This window comes from Streptomyces sp. NPDC090119 (assembly GCF_044747085.1).
In the GTDB taxonomy this organism is placed as follows: domain Bacteria; phylum Actinomycetota; class Actinomycetes; order Streptomycetales; family Streptomycetaceae; genus Streptomyces.
This window is the reverse complement of the sequence record NZ_JBIVDK010000004.1, coordinates 319,602-337,069: the sequence shown is the minus strand read 5'-3', so window position 1 is coordinate 337,069 and position 17,468 is coordinate 319,602. Positions and strand designations below refer to the sequence as shown.

General features: G+C 70.1%; 15 protein-coding genes and 1 pseudogene. 12 read left to right on the top strand and 4 right to left on the bottom strand.

The features are described from left to right. Window positions 1–126 precede the first annotated feature (126 nt). Window positions 127–801 (top strand): annotated as a pseudogene (locus tag ACIPPM_RS19355) (IS5 family transposase); the annotation flags it as partial. A 333-nt stretch (window positions 802–1,134) separates the two neighbouring features. Here the strand turns inward: ACIPPM_RS19355 and ACIPPM_RS19350 are convergent. Beyond that, the gene (locus ACIPPM_RS19350) at window positions 1,135–1,557 is read right to left on the bottom strand and encodes a YjbQ family protein (protein WP_382847214.1); all 423 of its coding nucleotides are present in this window, start codon (window positions 1,555–1,557) and stop codon (window positions 1,135–1,137) included. Between the two features lie 122 nt (window positions 1,558–1,679). Here ACIPPM_RS19350 and ACIPPM_RS19345 point away from each other — a divergent pair, with 122 nt between their 5' ends. The 5 genes from ACIPPM_RS19345 (at window position 1,680) to ACIPPM_RS19325 (ending at window position 5,744) form a co-directional block, all read left to right on the top strand. Next, complete coding sequence (locus ACIPPM_RS19345; RefSeq protein ID WP_343235472.1) at window positions 1,680–1,763, top strand: putative leader peptide; 84 nt, start codon at window positions 1,680–1,682, stop codon at window positions 1,761–1,763. A gap of 143 nt (window positions 1,764–1,906) precedes the next feature. Then, window positions 1,907–2,776: an ABC transporter permease gene (locus tag ACIPPM_RS19340; RefSeq protein ID WP_401449154.1), complete on the top strand. Its 870-nt coding sequence runs from the start codon at window positions 1,907–1,909 to the stop codon at window positions 2,774–2,776. Then, window positions 2,749–3,504: an ABC transporter ATP-binding protein gene (locus ACIPPM_RS19335; protein WP_401449152.1), complete on the top strand. Its 756-nt coding sequence runs from the start codon at window positions 2,749–2,751 to the stop codon at window positions 3,502–3,504. Before ACIPPM_RS19340 ends, ACIPPM_RS19335 begins: the two co-directional genes overlap by 28 nt. 51 nt (window positions 3,505–3,555) lie before the next feature. Then, window positions 3,556–4,569, top strand: coding sequence for an ABC transporter substrate-binding protein (locus ACIPPM_RS19330; protein ID WP_401450114.1), 1,014 nt, complete (start codon window positions 3,556–3,558; stop codon window positions 4,567–4,569). Window positions 4,570–4,586: 17 nt separating this feature from the next. After that, window positions 4,587–5,744 (top strand): LLM class flavin-dependent oxidoreductase, encoded by a 1,158-nt coding sequence (locus ACIPPM_RS19325; protein WP_401449149.1) that lies wholly within the window; start codon window positions 4,587–4,589, stop codon window positions 5,742–5,744. 39 nt (window positions 5,745–5,783) lie between these two features. On the opposite strand, the gene mltG is transcribed toward ACIPPM_RS19325, so the two are convergent. After that, complete coding sequence (gene mltG / locus ACIPPM_RS19320) at window positions 5,784–6,662, bottom strand: endolytic transglycosylase MltG (protein ID WP_401449147.1); 879 nt, start codon at window positions 6,660–6,662, stop codon at window positions 5,784–5,786. Between the two features lie 82 nt (window positions 6,663–6,744). Next, window positions 6,745–8,520 carry an ABC transporter ATP-binding protein gene (locus tag ACIPPM_RS19315; RefSeq protein ID WP_401449144.1) on the bottom strand — a complete coding sequence of 592 codons (1,776 nt, stop codon included), beginning with the start codon at window positions 8,518–8,520 and terminating at the stop codon, window positions 6,745–6,747. Between the two features lie 142 nt (window positions 8,521–8,662). On the opposite strand from ACIPPM_RS19315, the gene ACIPPM_RS19310 reads away from it, so the two are divergent. From ACIPPM_RS19310 to ACIPPM_RS19290, 5 genes are all read left to right on the top strand, one after another. Then, entirely contained in the window at window positions 8,663–9,109 is a 447-nt protein-coding gene (locus tag ACIPPM_RS19310) for a MarR family winged helix-turn-helix transcriptional regulator (RefSeq protein ID WP_401449141.1), read from the top strand. 240 nt (window positions 9,110–9,349) lie between these two features. Beyond that, complete coding sequence (locus ACIPPM_RS19305; protein WP_401449138.1) at window positions 9,350–11,203, top strand: ABC transporter transmembrane domain-containing protein; 1,854 nt, start codon at window positions 9,350–9,352, stop codon at window positions 11,201–11,203. Next, the gene (locus tag ACIPPM_RS19300) at window positions 11,200–12,981 is read left to right on the top strand and encodes an ABC transporter ATP-binding protein (RefSeq protein WP_401449136.1); all 1,782 of its coding nucleotides are present in this window, start codon (window positions 11,200–11,202) and stop codon (window positions 12,979–12,981) included. The genes ACIPPM_RS19305 and ACIPPM_RS19300 overlap by 4 nt, the downstream gene beginning before the upstream one ends. A gap of 243 nt (window positions 12,982–13,224) precedes the next feature. Next, window positions 13,225–13,695: a DUF5709 domain-containing protein gene (locus tag ACIPPM_RS19295; protein ID WP_401449134.1), complete on the top strand. Its 471-nt coding sequence runs from the start codon at window positions 13,225–13,227 to the stop codon at window positions 13,693–13,695. A gap of 42 nt (window positions 13,696–13,737) precedes the next feature. Next, window positions 13,738–13,998, top strand: coding sequence for a type B 50S ribosomal protein L31 (locus ACIPPM_RS19290; RefSeq protein ID WP_401449131.1), 261 nt, complete (start codon window positions 13,738–13,740; stop codon window positions 13,996–13,998). A 14-nt stretch (window positions 13,999–14,012) separates the two neighbouring features. Here the strand turns inward: ACIPPM_RS19290 and ACIPPM_RS19285 are convergent, their stop codons facing one another. Beyond that, on the bottom strand, window positions 14,013–14,807 hold the full coding sequence (locus tag ACIPPM_RS19285; RefSeq protein WP_401449128.1) for a metal-dependent hydrolase: 795 nt from the start codon (window positions 14,805–14,807) through the stop codon (window positions 14,013–14,015). Between the two features lie 145 nt (window positions 14,808–14,952). Between ACIPPM_RS19285 and ACIPPM_RS19280 the strand changes: the two genes are divergently transcribed. Then, window positions 14,953–17,466: a DEAD/DEAH box helicase gene (locus ACIPPM_RS19280; RefSeq protein WP_401449125.1), complete on the top strand. Its 2,514-nt coding sequence runs from the start codon at window positions 14,953–14,955 to the stop codon at window positions 17,464–17,466. Window positions 17,467–17,468 lie beyond the last annotated feature (2 nt).

Sequence of the window (17,468 nt, the reverse complement as noted above, 5' to 3'; positions counted from 1 at the left end):
GTCACGGCCGAATCCACCCACCCCGAACGATCGCGGCGTTTCACCGACAGCAGATAACGCACACAAGACCAGCCGGTTCGACCTCGCCGTACTTCAGCGGTACGGAGCGTGCAAGGTACGACGACCCTGATGGATGGCCTGTCCAGCGGGAGTCCCCTGCGTGATGTCCCCACGGAGACGGTGGGCTGTTCCGGAGTGACGGCCTGGCGTCGGCTGCGGAACTGGAACAGGGCCTGCGTGTAGCCACGTCTTCATGACGCCCTACTGAGCGAGCGGTGCCGCGCTGACCTGTTGGACCGGGGGGACTGTGCCGTGGACGGCTCGCATGTCCGGGCTCTCAAAGAGGGGATCACGTCGGCCCGTCGCCCGGGCTCGCCCCGGCTCCGAGCACCACCTGATCGTCGACCGGCCTTGGACCCGCTCGCCATCCCGCTCACCGGCGGCAACCGGCACGACGCCACACTGCTCCTGCCTCTGCTGGACGCAGTGCCGCAGATCCGGCGCGTTCCGGGACGCTCCCGCCGCAAGCCTCTGCGGCTGTACGCGGACCGGGGCTACGACTTCGACAAGTACCGCCGCCTGCTGTGGAAACGCGGCATTAAACCCGTGATCGCCCGACGCGGCGTCGCTCACGGCTCCGGGCTGGGCACGGTTCGTTGGGTGGTCGAGCGCGCCTTCGACGGGCTGCACCAGTTCAAACGGCTCCGTATCCGCTGCGAGCGGCGCGCGGACCTCCATCAGGCCTTACTTGAACTGGCCTGTGGCCTCATATGCCTCCGCCGCCTGCCGACCTCGTCCTGAAACGATCACTAAGGCGGCCACGAAACCGTCGACGACTCCACCTGCGGCTTCCAGGATTCCGGCCGCTCCGGTCCGACCGGCGCAGCTGCCCAGGAGGATGGAGCTGCCGACGCTCAGGCCCGTTCCAAGCACGGCCGACTCGATGACGAAGCTCAGCCCGCCGACAGTCGCCAATCCGATCACACCCATCGCGATTCCCTGAGGCAGTGTGCCGCACACTCTTGTCGCGTCCGCTGGGATCGAAGTGGTTGATGGAGGCGCCAGCGTAGAGGTCGGTTTGCTGCCGGAGGCGTCACCAGGCCGGTGATTCCGACCTGGACGTCAGTGAGGTGGTCACCCCAGAAAACTCAACCGCACCTGTCGGTTCGGATTATCCCTGTTCGTGTCCACCAGGCAGACCGACTGCCAGGTACCCAGTTCCAGGCTGCCGCCGATCACCGGCAGGGTCGCGTGGGGTGGGACGATCGCGGGGAGGACGTGGTCGCGGCCGTGGCCGGGGCTGCCGTGGCGGTGCTGCCAGCGGTCGTCGGCGGGAAGCAGGGTGTGCAGGGCGGTGAGCAGGTCGTCGTCGCTGCCCGCGCCGGTCTCGATGACGGCGACACCGCAGGTCGCATGGGGTACGAAGATGTTGAGGAGGCCATCGCGGCCCGCCGCGACCTCGCCCAGGAAGTGCTCGCATTCCTGAGTGAGGTCGACGACCCGCTCGCGGGAACCGGTGGCGACGTCGAGCACGCGCGTGGTGAAGGCATCTGACATGCCTCCATCCTCACCCGGTCGCCGTGTTTCACGCCCCTCGACGCGACCGTTCCGCGATACAGGCCGTCCACTGGACGAGACACCGTTGACCGGCGAACGCCCGGCTGGCTACGTTCACCGGCATGTCGCGTTCAGCCCTGCTCACCACGCGCGGTCACATCGACCTGCTGCGGGTGGCCTCCGCCGCTTGTCGCCCCGGCCGCTGACGCCTTTTACCCGTTCCACCTCCGCCCTTCCTTCGGGCCGCCTCGCGTTCCCCGTCCGCCACACGTGACCCTCCGCTGAGCCGAGGGCGCCGTGGCGGTCATGGGCGCACCTTCTTCAGCGCTCTCCACCGTGTGGAGCACCCATGAGCATCAGTCATGCCCCACCCCATACGTCCGACGCCCCGGACATGACCGGACTTCCCGCTTCTCCCCCGCTGCAACGCCTCGTTGCCACCTCCTCCCGGCGCACCAGGCTCCCCCGCTGGCTGCGCCGTACCACTGGCCCGCTCGCCCTCCTCATCCTGTGGCAAGTGCTCAGCAGCACGGGCGTGTTGACGCCCGATGTACTCGCCTCACCGGGCCGAATAGCCCAGGTCGCCGGTGATCTGATAGCCGATGGTTCGCTGCCCTCCGCAATGGGCGTCTCTCTGCAACGCGTCGCCGCCGGGCTGGTCCTCGGCACCGTCGTCGGCACCGGACTCGCCCTGATATCCGGGCTGTTCCGCATCGGCGAGGACATGGTCGACGCCCCGGTGCAGATGTTGCGGACGGTGCCCTTCGTGGGCCTCATCCCGCTCTTCATCATCTGGTTCGGCATCGGGGAGGCCCCCAAGATCGCCATCATCACCCTGGGGGTGACCTTCCCGCTCTATCTGAACGTCTACGCGGGCATTCGCGGCGTGGATTCCCAACTCATCGAGGCCGGTGAGTCATTGGGACTGTCCCGCTGGGGTCTCGTCCGCCATGTGGTGCTGCCCGGCGCCCTGCCCGGCGCGCTCACCGGCCTGCGCTACTCCCTCGGCATCGCCTGGCTGGCCCTGGTCTTCGCCGAACAGGTCAACGCCGACTCCGGCATCGGCTTCCTGATGGTGCAGGCACGCGACTTCCTGCGGACCGACGTGATCGTGGTCTGCCTGATCGTCTACGCCTTCCTCGGCCTCCTCGCCGATTTCATCGTCCGCTCCCTCGAAAGGCTGTTGCTGCGATGGCGACCGACGTTCACGGGCCGGTGAGCCCCGCGACCACCGAGGCCGCCCAGGCCGTCCATGTCGAGGGGCTGACCCGCGCCTTCGACGGCCGAGCCATCATCGACGACCTCGAACTCGACCTCGCGCCGGGTGAGTTCGTCGCCCTGCTCGGCCGCAGCGGCTGCGGCAAGTCGACACTGCTCCGCGTCCTCGCCGGACTCGACCGCGACATCGACGGCACTGTACTGGTCCCCCGCCGCCGCTCGGTCGCCTTTCAGGCGCCCCGGCTGATGCCGTGGAAGAGGGTGTGGCGCAACGTTCTGCTGGGACTGCCGGGCAAACCCGAACGCGCCCTGGCGGAGCAGGCGTTGGAGGAGGTGGGGCTCGGCCATCGAGTGAACGCGTGGCCGAAGACCCTGTCCGGCGGCGAGGCCCAGCGCGTCTCGCTCGCCCGCGCCCTGGTCCGCGAACCCGATCTGCTGCTGCTCGACGAGCCGTTCGGCGCCCTGGACGCGCTGACTCGTATCAACGCCCAGCGTCTGGTAGGTGAGTTGTGGCAGCGCCGGGGCTGCGCGGTCCTGCTGGTCACCCATGACGTGGAGGAGGCCGTGCTGCTCGCCGACCGCGTCCTGGTCATGGACGGCGGCCGCATCGCCCATGAGCAGCGTGTCGAACTCGACCACCCCCGCGACCTGACCGACCCCCGCTTCGCCGCGATCCGCGCCGACCTGCTGGCACGCCTCGGCGTCACGCCGACGGCGGAAGCGGCCTGAACCTCCCCCGCCCACTCGCGTCATGACCCTCGCACCATGAACGGAACCTTCATGCGACGACTCCTGGCCCCCGCCGCGCTAGTCCTTCCCTTGGCCCTTCTGCTCACCTCCTGCGGTGGGGACTCCGCGGCCGACACGGGCGCGCGGACCGACGGCTCGGGCTCCGTCACTCTCGCCGTCGGCGACCAGAAGGGCGGCTCCGAGGCCATCCTGCGGGCCGCCGGGGAGCTGAAGAACCTGGACTACCGGATCAAGTGGTCGACCTTCAGCTCGGGGCCGCCACTGCTGGAAGCGGTCAACGCCGGGGCCGTGGACATCGGCGGTGTCGGCAACACCCCGCCCGTGTTCGCGGCGGGCGCCGGCTCCAAGATCGCTGTGGTGGCCGCCTGGCACGGCACGTCCCGAGGCGACGCCATCCTCGTCCGGAACGACTCCGAGCTCACCGGTCCGAAGCAGCTCAAGGGCCGGTCCGTGGCCGTCGCCCAGGGCTCCTCCGCCCACTACCAACTGGTCGCCTCCCTCGAAGCGGCCGGGCTCCAGCTGAAGGACATCAAGGTCAAGTACCTCCAGCCGGCCGACGCGCTCGCCGCGTTCAACTCCGGCAAGGTCGACGCCTGGGCGGTCTGGGACCCGTACACCTCGCAGGTGCTCAACAGCAAGCGGGGCCGGGTCCTCACCACCGGCGACGGTGTCACCAACGGGCTCGCCTTCCAGGTCGCCTCGCCCGGCGCGCTGCGCGACGCGAAGAAGGCCGCCGCCGCCAAGGACTACCTGGCCCGGCTGCGGCGCGCGCAGGACTGGGTGAACGGACATCAGGAGGAGTGGGCCAAGGTGTGGGCGAAGGACACCGGTCTGCCGTACGAGGTGGCGCTCGCCTCCGTACGCCGTACCAACGCCACCCGGGTCGCCGTCGCCGTGGACAAACCGCTCGTCGCCTCCGAGCAGAAGATCGCCGACACCTTCACCGAGCTGAACCTGATCCCGAAGAAGGTCGACTTCGGCGACTTCGTGGACCCGCGCTTCAACGGCGCCCTGCCGCCCTCCACAACTCCGGCCAAGCACTGACACAGGAGGCCCCCCACATGACCGTACGACTCCACTGGTTCCTGCCGACCGGCGGCGACGGCCGCACCCTGGTCGACCGGCACGCCTACGGCTCCAACATCGGCCGCGAGACCCGCGGCCTGCGCACCCCCGACATCGAGTACCTGGCGCAGATAGCCAAGGCGGCCGAGCAACTGGGCTTCGAGGCGGTGCTGACCCCGACCGGCACCTGGTGCGAGGACGCCTGGCTGACCACGGTGGCCCTCGCCCAGCACACCGAACGCCTGAAGTTCCTGGTGGCCTTCCGCCCCGGACTGCTCTCCCCCACCCTGGCCGCCCAGATGGCCGCGACCTACCAGCGCCTGACCCGTGGGCGGCTTCTGCTCAACGTGGTCACGGGTGGCGACTCGTCCGAGCAACGCCGCTTCGGCGACCACCTCGACCACGACCGGCGCTACGAACGCACGGACGAGTTCCTCTCCGTCGTACGCGGCGTCTGGCGAGGCGAGCCCTACGACTTCCACGGCGCCCACTACCAGGTGGACGGCGGTCTCACCTCCCTCCCGCCGGACCCGGTGCCGGAGGTGTTCTTCGGCGGCTCCTCCCAGGCCGCGGGACCGGTGGCCGCCCGCCATGCCGACGTGTACCTGACCTGGGGCGAGCCACCGGCCCAGGTGAAGGCGAAGATCGACTGGATTCGCTCACTGGCCGAGCGGGAGGGGCGCACGGTCCGCTTCGGCATCCGGCTGCACACCATCTCCCGCGACTCGTCCGCCGATGCCTGGGCGACGGCGAACCGGCTGCTCGACGACCTGGACGCCGACACCATCGCCGCCGCCCAGGCAGCCCTGGGTCGCAGCGAGTCGGTGGGACAGCGGCGGATGCTGGAACTGCACGGCGGCTCCCGCGACCAGCTGGAGATCTACCCCAACCTCTGGGCCGGCGTCGGCCTGGTCCGGGGCGGCGCGGGCACCGCGCTGGTCGGCAGTCACGCGGAGGTCGCCGACCGGATCGAGGAGTACCACGCCCTCGGCGTCGAGCACTTCGTGCTCTCCGGCTATCCGCATCTGGAGGAGGCGTACTGGTTCGGCGAGGGTGTGATCCCCGAACTGGGCGCCCGCGGGCTGCTGTCCGCCGACACCGCGTCCCGGACCACCGGTCGCGAGGCCCCGCTCCTGGCCGCCCAGGGTCGCTGAGCCCTCGGAGCACCGCTCACCACCGGCCGCCCCGGCAGCTCACCGGGGCGGCCGCGTGACCGGGCTCGCGCTGCCCGACGGCGTGCTCGACCTGGCGGCGGCCTTCTGCTGGGCGTTGAAGTCGGCCACGTTCCGCAGATGCCTGGTGTAGTCGGCGGTGAAGCGGGTGTCGCCGGGCTTGACGGTGACGAAGTACAGCCAGTCCCCCTTCGGCGGATTGGTCACCGCGCGCATCGCGTCCTCACCGGGGTTGTCGATCGGCGTGGGTGGCAGCCCCATGCGCTGGTAGGAGTTGTACGGGCTCTCGATCCGGGTGTCGTCGACGCTGGTGTGGATGGTGTTGCGCTTCAGGGCGTAGTTGAGGGTCGAGTCCATCTGGAGCGGCATCCCGCGCTCCAGGCGGTTGAAGACGACGCGGGCCACCTTCCCCATGTCGCTCTTGGTGGCCGCTTCGGCCTGCACGATGCTCGCGACGGTGACGGCCTCGTAGACGTTCATCGCGTTCCGCTGCGCTCCGGCCGCGACCGGTGCGCCGTTGAACCGTCGGTTGGCCGTCTCGACCATCTGCCGGAGCAGCGACTCGGCGGTGGTGTCGTCGGTGAGGGTGTAGGTCGCCGGGAACAGATAGCCCTCCGGGTTTCCCTCGGCGGCGGACTCCAGCTTGAGCCCCGCCTTGGCGACGGTCTTGCGGGCGCTGCCGGGCGGCAGTGCGAGCGCCTTGTCGACCGCGTCGTAGATCTGGCTCGCGCGCCAGCCCTCCGGGATCACGAGGGTGGTGGGCTCGTCGTCGCCGAATCCCCCCAGGCTCAGCGGCACCACCACGGCGGTGCCGACCAGGACGGCGCCGACCCCGGTGAGGGCGAGCCTGCCCCGGCGCGTCAGTCGCGTCATGCTCCGTGACGGAGTCTTCGTCTGCATGCGGGCACGGTAATACGCATATCACCGTAAACTCGACATATCTTCAGCTTGTCGGCTTCCGATCGCCCGTCATGACGACCCGTCAGCCAGTGGGTTCCAGCTGGGCGTCCCTGCGCACCAGCGCCGCGTAGCGACCGTCGCGCTCCAGCAGTTCGTCGTGCGTGCCCAGTTCGGCCACCCGGCCGGAGTCGAGGACGGCTATCTGGTCGGCGTCCCGGACGGTCGAGAGCCGATGGGCGATGGTGATGGTCGTCCGGTCGGCCGACAACGCGTCGATCGCCTCCTGGACCGCCGCCTCGGTACGGGTGTCCAGCGCGCTGGTCGCCTCGTCGAGGATGAGGACGGGCGGGTCGCGCAGGATGGTGCGGGCGATCGCCAGGCGTTGCTTCTCCCCACCGGAGAACCGGTGTCCGCGTTCACCGACGATCGTGTCGTATCCGTCGGGCAGCCCGGTGATGTGGTCGTGGATCTGGGCGGCGCGGGCCGCCGTGTGCAGCTCGTCGTCGGTGGCGTCGGGTTTGGCGAAGCGGAGGTTGTCGGCGACGGAGGCGTGGAAGAGGTAGGTCTCCTGCGCGACGACGCCGACCGCGCGGGCGACGGTGTCGAAGTCGAGGTCGCGGACATCCACCCCGTCGACGGTGACGCGGCCGCCGGTGACGTCGTACAGCCGGGGCACCAGGCAGCCGAACGTCGATTTTCCGGCGCCGGTCGGACCCACGACGGCGAGGCTGCCTCCGGCCGGCACGGTGAGGTCGATGCCGTCCAGGACCGGGCCGCTCTTCTCGTCGTACCGGAACTCGACCCCCTCGAAGCGGACCTCTCCCTTGATGTCGTCGAGGTGGACGGGGTCCACGCGTTCGGTGATGTCGATGGGCAGGTCGAGGTACTCGAAGATGCGCTGGAAGAGCGCGAGGGACGTCTGGATCTGGACCCCGGTGGACAGCAGGCTCACGGCGGGCCGGAACAGACCCTGCTGGAGGGAGACGAAGGCGACGAGCGTGCCCAGCGAGACGCCGGGGCCTCCGAACTGGAGGGCCAGTCCCGCGGCCCAGTAGATGAACGCGGGCATCGCCGCCATGACGATCGTGATCACCGCCATGCGCCAGCGTCCCGCCATGCTCGCCCGGACCTCCAGGTCGACCAGGCGCTCGGACTCCTCGGCGAAGCCCGCGGTCAGCGAGTCGGAGCGGCCCATGGTGCGGCCGAGCAGGATGCCGCTGACGGACAGCGACTCGGTGACGGTGGCGGCCATCACGGCCATCTGTTTCTGCCGCCGGGTGGTGATTCTCTTGCGCTCGTCGCCGACCCGGCGGCTGATCCACACGAACACCGGGAGGAGGACCAGCGAGACGAGCGTGAGTCGCCAGTCGAGGGCGACCATCGCCACGATCGTGGCGACCACGCTGGTGGTGTTGGAGACCAGGGAGGTGGCGGTGGAGGTGACGGTGGCCTGCATCCCGCCGATGTCATTGGCGATGCGGGACTGCACCTCGCCGGTGCGGGTGCGGGTGAAGAAGGCGAGGGACATCCGCTGGAGTCGGCCGTAGACGGCGGTGCGCAGGTCGTGCATGACGCGCTGGCCGACGGTGGTCGAGATCAGCGTCTGGAGGACGCCGAAGACACTGGAGAGGACCGCGCTGAGGATCATGCCGAGCGCGAGCAGGCTCAGCAGTCCGGTGCGGCCCTGCGGGATGGCGACGTCGAGGATCTCCCGCAACAGGAAGGGTGTGGCCACCGAGACCAGCGAGGAGGCGCCGACCAGCAGGCCGACGACGGCGAGCCGACCGCGGTAGGGACGGAAGAGTTGGAGGATGCGGCGCACCTGTCGGGGCTGCTCCCCGGCGTCAGGAGGCGGCATCCAGGACGTTTCTCGTTCGAGGCTCAAAGGACTCCTAGGAAGGCGAGAAGGGCCGGACCGACGGGCGGCCGACTCTGACTCATTGATCATAGCTCACTGTTACCTATACTCACAATGAATGTGGTCCTGATATTGTTCCCGCATGACGACCCCAGATCCCGAGGGTGTGCTCGCCGAGCAGTTGCTGCGGCTGACCCGCCGGGTGCACCGCATCCAGAAGCGCCATCTCGAATGGCGTGACCTGGGGGTCACTCCCGCCCAGTCCCGCCTGCTGCGCACCCTCGCGCACTACGACTCGCCCCCACGCATGGCCGACCTCGCCGAGCGCCTGGAGGTGGTGCCGCGCGCGGTGACGACCCTGGTCGACGGCCTCGAGGCGCACGGCAAGGTCCGCCGGGTCCCGGACCCGACCAACCGCAGGGTCACCCGGATCGAGCTGACGGACGAGGGCCGCGCCACTCTGGGCGAACTGCGCGGAGCGCGCCGCTCCGCCGCCGAGGAGATCCTCGCTCCGCTGACCGAGAAGGAGCGACAGGTGCTCGGTGTCCTGCTGGACACCCTGGTGGACGGCGACACCACGCAGCGGTGAAGGCCCGCTCGGCCTCCCGTCGTCCTCCGCTTTCCTCGCATCCTCGCTTCCCCCGTCCGCGCGCCCTTGATCTGCGCGTTGTCGGGCCGAGAGGCGTGGCCGGAACCCGGTTACGGGTCGGGCGACCCGGGAAAAACCGTTTGAAATTCACCTCCACGCAAGGCGAACCTGTCACGGCTTGCCGCCACCTCCGGGTGTCGCCGCAGCCTGCCCCTCCCTGATACGAGCCACTGGGACGCCATGCAGATCCAAGACCTTCCGTACTCAGATCCCGGCGTACCGGACGCGCGTTCCGGCCCCCGCCTGCTGTGGTGGCTCGGGCGCAACCAGTTGGACGGGCAGTGCAAGGCACTGCTGTGGGGCGTGCTGCACTTCGTCTCGGTCTGCGCCCTACCCTTCTGCGTGGGCGTGGCCGTCCAGGCGGCCGTCGACCGCTCCGCCACCCGGCTGGCCCTGACCGGCGGTCTGATGCTGCTGTGCGGCACGGGCATCGCGGGGGGCGACACCTTCCTGCACCGCGCCGCGGTCACCAACTGGATCACGGCGGCCGCCCGCCTCCAGCAACTCCTGGCACGCAAGGCCGCTCACCTGGGCTCCGCACTGACCAGGCGGGTCGCCGCGGGAGAAGTCGTGACCGTATCGACGGGCGACGTCGAGAAGATCGGATGGTTCGTCGAGGCGGTGTCCCGCTTCACCGCGGCCGCGGTGACCGTCGTCGTGGTGTGCGTCGCGCTGGTCGTCTACCAGCCCGCCCTCGGCGTGATCGTCGCCGCGGGGCTGCCGGTGGTCGCGCTCGCGGTACTGCCTCTGCTGCCACGGGCCACCACCCGGGCCGACGTTCAGCGCGAGAAGGCCGGCCGCGCCACCGAACTGGCCTCGGACACCGTGGCCGGACTGCGGGTGCTGCGGGGAATCGGCGGCGAGGAACTGTTCCTGGACCGCTACCGCCGTGCCTCGCAGGAGGTGCGGCACGCCGCGGTGCGCAGCGCCCGGATGTGGTCGGCCATCTCGGCGCTGCAGGTACTGCTGCCGGGTCTGCTGCTGATCGTGGTCGTCCTGCGCGGCGTCCAGCTGGCCCGCGAGGGGCGGATCACGGTCGGTGAACTCGTCACCGTCTACAGCGCGATCATGATCGTCAACTATCCGCTGCGGCACTTCGTCGAGATCGCCATGGCGTACTCCTTCTCCCGGCCTTCCGCCCAACGGGCCGCGCGGGTCCTGTCGTTGGGACGCCCCACGGACACCGACGGCTCGCGCGCGAGCGAGGTGCCGGACGGCGATCTGTTCGACCCGGCCACCGGCCTTCTCGCCCCGGCCCACGCGTTCACCGCCGTGGTGTGCGGAGACCCGGACATGGCGGGTCGTCTCGCAGATCGTCTGGGTGGCCATCCCGCCGAGGCAGCCGTGTCGGTGCTGCTCGGCGGAGTGCCACTGGACGAGCTTCCCCTCGACCACGCCCGCACCGTCGTCCTGGTCCAGGACAAGGACCCGGTGCTGCTGTCCGGAACCCTGCGCGAACTGCTCGACGTACCCGCCTCCGGCGCCGTCCGCGCCGAGGACGCGCTGTCGGCCGCCCAGTGCGCGGACGTTCTGGACGCCCTGGTGCAGGGGTCGCTGGACGCCCGCGACCCGATGGACGCGCGGATCACGGAGCGCGGACGCTCCCTGTCCGGCGGCCAGCGGCAGCGTCTCGCCCTGGCCCGTTCCCTCGTCGCGGACCCGCAGGTCCTGGTACTGGACGAACCGACCTCCGCCGTGGACTCGCACACCGAGGCGAGGATCGCGGACGGGCTGCGCCGACTGCGCTCGGGCCGTACGACCGTGGTGCTCACCTCCTCCCCACTGCTGCTGGACCGCGCGGACGGGGTCGTCTTCCTCCATGAGGGCAAGGTCGCGGCGACGGGTACCCACCGCGAGCTGATCGGCTCCGAGCCCCGGTACCGCGCCGTCGTGACACGGGAGACCGAGGACGAGCAGCGCCAGGCCGAGGACGCCACCGGGCCGCCCTCGGCGCGGGAACGGTCAGCCACCACCGACGGAGCCGCTCTCCTGGGCGCTCTCGAACCGCTGGAAGAGATCGAGGAGAGCGCATGATCGGCGTAGCGCCACCGGCCTACGACCCGGCGGCCCCGACCACCGCCACGACCCTCCCCATCGGCGCGGCCGCGACCGTGCGCGACTACGTGGCGGAACTCTTCCGCCGTCATCGACGGGCCTTCCTGCTACTCATCGCCGTCAACACGATCGCGGTGATCGCCTCCATGGTGGGGCCCTATCTGCTCGGCGCTCTGGTCGAACGCGTGGCCGACCGGGCCTCCGACACCCATCTGGGGCTCACCATCGGGCTCTTCCTGCTCGCATTGGTCGTCCAGGCGCTCTTCACGCTGCAGGTGCGGCTGCGGGGCGCGATGCTCGGCGAGCGGATGCTGGCCGACCTGCGCGAGGACTTCCTGATCCGCTCGGTGCGGCTGCCGCCGGGGGTACTGGAGCGGGCCGGCACGGGCGACCTGCTCTCCCGCATCACCACCGACATCGACCGTCTGTCCAACGCCATGCGGGAGGCCGTTCCCGAGCTGGCGATCGGCGTCGTGTGGGCGCTGCTGCTGCTCGGCGGACTCGTCGTGACGGCCCCGCCACTCGCTGCCGCCATCCTGCTCGCGGTGCCGGTGCTGGTGGCCGGGTGCCGCTGGTACTTCAAGCGCGCCCCTTCCGGCTACCGCTCGGAATCCGCCGGGTACGCGGCCGTCGCCGCCGCGCTCGCGGAAACCGTGGACGCCGGCCGCACCATCGAGGCCCACCGCCTCGGCGCCCGCCGCATCGCCCTCTCGGACGAGCGGATCGCACAGTGGACGGTGTGGGAGAGGTACACGCTCTGGCTGCGCTCGGTGCTGTTCCCCGTGATCAACGCCGTCCACGTCATCGTGCTGGGCTCCGTCCTGATGGTCGGCGGTGTTCTCGTCCTGCGGGGCTGGATGGACGTGGGGCAGCTGACCACGGGCGCGCTGATCGCCCAGATGCTGGTCGACCCGGTCAACCTGATCCTTCGCTGGTACGACGAGGTACAGGTCGCCCAGGTGTCGCTGGCCAGGCTCGTCGGAGTCCGGGACATCGAGCCGGACGCCGGTGACGCCTCGCTGGTACCGGACGGGCGGGACGTGGACGCGGACCGGGTGCACTTCGGCTACCGCGAGGGCGTCGACGTGCTGCGTGCGGTGTCCCTTCGAGTCGCGCCGGGCACCCGGCTGGCCCTGGTCGGCCCGTCCGGCGCGGGCAAGTCCACGCTGGGCAGGCTGCTCGCCGGTGTCTACGCGCCGCGGACCGGCCATGTCACCCTGGGCGGCGCGGAGCTGTCCGGGATGGCCGCCGAACGCGTCCGCGCGCACGTCGCCCTCGTCAACCAGGAGCACCACGTCTTCGTCGGCTCCCTGCGCGACAACCTCCTTCTGGCCCGTACCGAGGCGCGGGACGCCGAGCTGTGGGCGGCGCTGGGCGCGGTCGACGCGGACACCTGGGCGCGGGCGCTGGACTCGGGGCTGGACACCGAGGTCGGTTCCGGAGGTCTGTCGCTGACCCCGGCGCAGGCCCAGCAGATCGCACTGGCGCGGCTGGTGCTGGCCGACCCGCACACACTGGTGCTGGACGAAGCGACCTCGCTCCTCGATCCACGCGCGGCACGCCATCTGGAACGGTCCCTGTCCCGCGTCCTCGACGGGCGCACGGTGATCGCCATCGCACACCGGCTGCACACCGCCCACGACGCCGACGTGATCGCGGTCGTCGAGAACGGCCGAGTCAGCGAGCTGGGCAGCCACGACGACCTGGTCGCGGCGGACGGCGCCTACGCCGCGCTCTGGCGCTCCTGGCACGGATGAGGGGCGGCGTACCGGGACCGACCGGAGTGGGGTGGGGCGAAGGGGCCGGTGCCGCCTCAGCCCCACCGCGCGGCGTTGCCGTTGCGCGGTCCCGAATCGGGGTGGAAGGCTGGACGAAGGCACAGGGCCCGGAATCCGGGGGACGTTTTCCCGGCCGTCATGTGGGACAGCAGGGCCGTATGTGCCCATGGGCCCGCGCCGGTGATGACGGCGCCGGGTCGTGCTCAGCGGATGGAGGTTCACGTGAACAGCGCCGACGGATGGGGTGACGACGTCTACCAGCCCGGCACCGACGAGATCCAGGAGGACTCCGGTGTGCTCGACGTCGAGGACACGCTGGACAGCGACGGTGTCGACGACCCCCTCGACCGGGGCTGGTCCCCTCCCGAGCGGCCGTGGGCGGTCGAGCACGATGGAGTGACGGCGGCGGAACGCGCGGCCGGGGAGACGCTGGACCAGCGGCTCGCCGAGGAACTGCCCGACGCGGCCGCCCCCGACGGCGACGGTCTCGGTGACTGCGACGGCACCGACGGTGAACTGCTCGACAACGAGGTCGGCCTCCGGCGTTCCGGCCGCCTGGTGGCACCCGACGAGGGCACCCACGAGGACGAGGAGAGCGCGCTCGTGGCCACCGACGTGGGCATCGACGGGGCAGCCGCCTCCGCCGAGGAGGCCGCCGTGCACATCGTCGACGAGGACTCCCTTCCCGGCTGATCCGGAAGCCTCCCGCCCCACCGACTCGTGCGAGGAGCCGCCATGCAGGACAAGCAGTCCGGTTACCGTCCCGTCGTCTTCCGCGACCGCTCGGCGGGCTACGCCTTTCTCACCCGGTCCACTGCGGTCAGCGAACAGACCATCGACTGGGACGACGGCGAGACCTACCCGGTGGTCGACGTGGAGATCTCTTCCGAGAGCCACCCCTTCTACACCGGCAAGGCCCGCACGCTCGACAGCGAGGGGCGCATCGACCGGTACGAGCGCAGATACGGCGGGAAGCCCCCGGACGCGACCGCCTGACGGGGAGCGCCTCGTCAGATGAAGTTGAGGGCCGCCGCGCCGCCCACTCCCCCGAGCAGCATGAACGCGGGCATGAGCACCCGCAGCTCGACCCAGCTGCCCGCCCGGAATCGCAGCGGCTTCGGCGGCCCGATCGGGTACCAGCGCTTGCGGCCCACCGGGATCGGCCACAGGACGGGGCAGCCGGACACGGTCAGCGCGTCCCCGAGATCGTGGACCAGGGCACCCAGCACGACCGGCAGACCCAGCCACATGTACTCCTGGCCGGGGGCCGTGAACAGCCAGTCGGCACCCTGGCCCGGCTTGTCCAGCATTCCCGCCAGGATCCAGGCACTGGTCGCCGCGAGCAGCCAGACCAGCACATCGCTGCTGGAACCACGTGCCGCCCGCCAGAGCAGACCCTCGATGGCCAGCACCATGTGCACGAACAGGATGCCCAGGACGCCCCAGCGGCCGCAGGTGATCGCCACCGCGGAGCTGCCCGCCCCGATCAGGACCGCCCACAGCCAGGTGTGGGTGAGGGTGCGGTGACCGCCCGACCGACGCGCGTCGCCCGGCTTCCGGGTCGCCTTGTAGACGGCGTACGACAGTTTGTCGACGATCTCGCAGATCCAGCGGGACACGGGTCCGAAGGCCCGGGAGATGGTGGCCGCCTTGTGGTCCAGGTCGGGGGCGAGCGCGGCCCCCGCACAGACGAGGGCACCCACCAGCAGGACCGGCCAGGGCATCGGGTAGCCGAAGGCCGCGGCGGCCGCTCCGACGCCCAGCCAGGCCGCGGCCCCCGACAGTGAGTGTGCTGGTCCCATCATGGCCGCGTCCCGCCCCATTCCTCGTGTGCCGCTGTCCAGTTGACCTGCGGTGCTGATGCTCTGTCGGCGACACAGCGTAGCCTCCATGATCTTGACGCCCGCAGCCGATTCCCCGGTTGACGGCACGGCCAGGCAAGATGGGGGCGTGACCCTCATCGATCAGCTGCCGCAGACCGCCGACCCCGACGCCCTGTACGAATCCTTCGAGTCGTGGGCCCAGGATCGCGGCCTCACCCTCTATCCCCACCAGGAAGAGGCGCTGATCGAGGTGGTGTCCGGGGCGAACGTGATCGTCTCGACGCCCACCGGTTCCGGTAAGAGCATGATCGCCGCCGGGGCGCACTTCGCTGCGCTGGCCCGCGACGAGGTCACCTTCTACACCGCTCCGATCAAGGCCCTGGTGTCGGAGAAGTTCTTCGAGCTGTGCAAGATCTTCGGCACCGAGAACGTGGGCATGCTGACCGGCGACGCCTCGGTGAACGCCGACGCGCCCGTGATCTGCTGCACGGCCGAGGTTCTGGCGTCCATCGCGCTGCGTGACGGCAAGGACGCGGACATCGGCCAGGTGGTGATGGACGAGTTCCACTTCTACGCGGAGGGCGACCGGGGCTGGGCCTGGCAGATCCCGCTGCTGGAGCTGCCGCAGGCGCAGTTCGTCCTGATGTCGGCCACGCTCGGCGACGTGTCCTTCTTCGAGAAGGACCTCACCCGCCGTACCGGCCGCCCCACTGCCGTGGTCCGCTCTGCCACGCGCCCCGTACCGCTCTCCTACGAGTACCGGCTCACCCCGCTCACCGAGACGCTCACCGAGCTGCTGGAGACCAGGCAGGCTCCGGTGTACATCGTGCACTTCACGCAGGCGCAGGCCGTGGAGCGGGCGCAGGCGCTGATGAGCATCAACATGTGCACGCGTGAGGAGAAGGACCGGATCGCCGAGCTGATCGGCAACTTCCGCTTCACCACCAAGTTCGGCCAGAACCTCTCCCGTTACGTACGGCACGGCATCGGCGTCCACCACGCCGGCATGCTGCCCAAGTACCGGCGCCTGGTGGAGAAGCTCGCCCAGGCCGGTCTGCTGAAGGTCATCTGCGGCACGGACACCCTCGGTGTCGGCGTCAACGTGCCCATCCGCACCGTACTGTTCACGGCGCTGACCAAGTACGACGGGAACCGGGTGCGCACCCTGCGGGCCCGCGAGTTCCACCAGATCGCGGGACGGGCCGGACGCGCCGGCTTCGACACCGCCGGACTGGTCGTCGCGCAGGCGCCCGAGCATGTCATCGAGAACGAGAAGGCCCTCGCCAAGGCGGGGGACGACGCCAAGAAGCGCCGCAAGGTGGTGCGCAAGAAGGCTCCGGAGGGCTTCGTCGGCTGGACGGAGAGCACCTTCGAGAAGCTGATCGCGGCCGATCCGGAGCCGCTGACCTCGCGGTTCAGGGTGACGCACACCATGCTGCTGTCGGTGATCGCCCGGCCCGGCAACGCCTTCGAGGCGATGCGCCACCTGCTGGAGGACAACCACGAGCCGCGCAGGCAGCAGCTGCGGCACATCCGCCGCGCCATCGCCATCTACCGCTCTCTGCTGGACGGCGGCATCGTCGAGAAGCTCGACAAGCCGGATGCCGAAGGCCGCATCGTGCGGCTCACGGTCGATCTCCAGTCGGACTTCGCGCTCAACCAGCCGCTGTCCACGTTCGCGCTCGCCGCCTTCGAACTCCTCGACCCCGAGTCGCCGTCCTACGCCCTCGACATGGTGTCCATCGTCGAGTCCACCCTGGACGACCCGCGGCAGATCCTCGCCGCCCAGCAGAACAAGGCGCGCGGTGAGGCCGTGGCCCTGATGAAGGCGGACGGCGTCGAGTACGAGGAGCGCATGGAGCGGCTCCAGGACATCACCTACCCCAAGCCGATGGAAGAGCTGCTCTTCCACGCCTACGACACCTACCGCAAGAGCCACCCGTGGGTCGGCGACCATCCGCTGTCGCCGAAGTCGGTCGTCCGCGACATGTACGAGCGGGCCCTGTCCTTCACCGAGTTGGTGTCCCTCTACGAGCTGGCACGCACCGAGGGCATCGTCCTGCGCTACCTGGCCGGCGCCTACAAGGCCCTCGATCACACCATCCCGGACGATCTGAAGTCCGAGGACCTCCAGGATCTGATCGAGTGGCTCGGTGAGATGGTCCGCCAGGTGGACTCCAGCCTCCTGGACGAGTGGGAGCAGCTGGCCAACCCCGAGGTGATGACCGCCGAGGAGGCGCAGGAGAAGGCCGACGAGGTGAAGCCCGTCACCACCAACGCCCGCGCCTTCCGCGTGCTGGTCCGCAACGCCCTCTTCCGCCGCGTGGAGCTGGCCGCACTCGACCAGGTCGACGAACTCGGCGAGATGGACGCCGAGTCCGGCTGGGACGCGGACGCGTGGGGCGAGGCCATGGACAAGTACTGGGACGAGTACGAGGACCTCGGCACCGGCCCCGACGCCCGCGGCCCCAAGCTGCTGGTGATCAAGGAGGAGCCGCAGAACGGTCTGTGGCGCGTCCGCCAGATCTTCGACGACCCCGATGATGACCACGACTGGGGCATCAGCGCGGAAGTCGATCTCGCCGCTTCCGACGCGGAGGGCCGAGCGGTCGTCCGTGTCACCGATGTCGGCCAGTTGTGAAA

Excerpts from the sequence above, each read along its gene's own strand:
- ACIPPM_RS19350 (WP_382847214.1), bottom strand. The coding sequence starts at position 1,557 with ATGTCAGATGCCTTCACCACGCGCGTGCTCGACGTCGCCACCGGTTCC.
- ACIPPM_RS19345 (WP_343235472.1), top strand. The coding sequence starts at position 1,680 with ATGTCGCGTTCAGCCCTGCTCACCACGCGCGGTCACATCGACCTGCTG.
- ACIPPM_RS19340 (WP_401449154.1), top strand. The coding sequence starts at position 1,907 with ATGAGCATCAGTCATGCCCCACCCCATACGTCCGACGCCCCGGACATG.
- ACIPPM_RS19335 (WP_401449152.1), top strand. The coding sequence starts at position 2,749 with ATGGCGACCGACGTTCACGGGCCGGTGAGCCCCGCGACCACCGAGGCC.
- ACIPPM_RS19330 (WP_401450114.1), top strand. The coding sequence starts at position 3,556 with ATGCGACGACTCCTGGCCCCCGCCGCGCTAGTCCTTCCCTTGGCCCTT.
- ACIPPM_RS19325 (WP_401449149.1), top strand. The coding sequence starts at position 4,587 with ATGACCGTACGACTCCACTGGTTCCTGCCGACCGGCGGCGACGGCCGC.
- mltG (WP_401449147.1), bottom strand. The coding sequence starts at position 6,662 with ATGCAGACGAAGACTCCGTCACGGAGCATGACGCGACTGACGCGCCGG.
- ACIPPM_RS19315 (WP_401449144.1), bottom strand. The coding sequence starts at position 8,520 with ATGCCGCCTCCTGACGCCGGGGAGCAGCCCCGACAGGTGCGCCGCATC.
- ACIPPM_RS19310 (WP_401449141.1), top strand. The coding sequence starts at position 8,663 with ATGACGACCCCAGATCCCGAGGGTGTGCTCGCCGAGCAGTTGCTGCGG.
- ACIPPM_RS19305 (WP_401449138.1), top strand. The coding sequence starts at position 9,350 with ATGCAGATCCAAGACCTTCCGTACTCAGATCCCGGCGTACCGGACGCG.
- ACIPPM_RS19300 (WP_401449136.1), top strand. The coding sequence starts at position 11,200 with ATGATCGGCGTAGCGCCACCGGCCTACGACCCGGCGGCCCCGACCACC.
- ACIPPM_RS19290 (WP_401449131.1), top strand. The coding sequence starts at position 13,738 with ATGCAGGACAAGCAGTCCGGTTACCGTCCCGTCGTCTTCCGCGACCGC.
- ACIPPM_RS19285 (WP_401449128.1), bottom strand. The coding sequence starts at position 14,807 with ATGATGGGACCAGCACACTCACTGTCGGGGGCCGCGGCCTGGCTGGGC.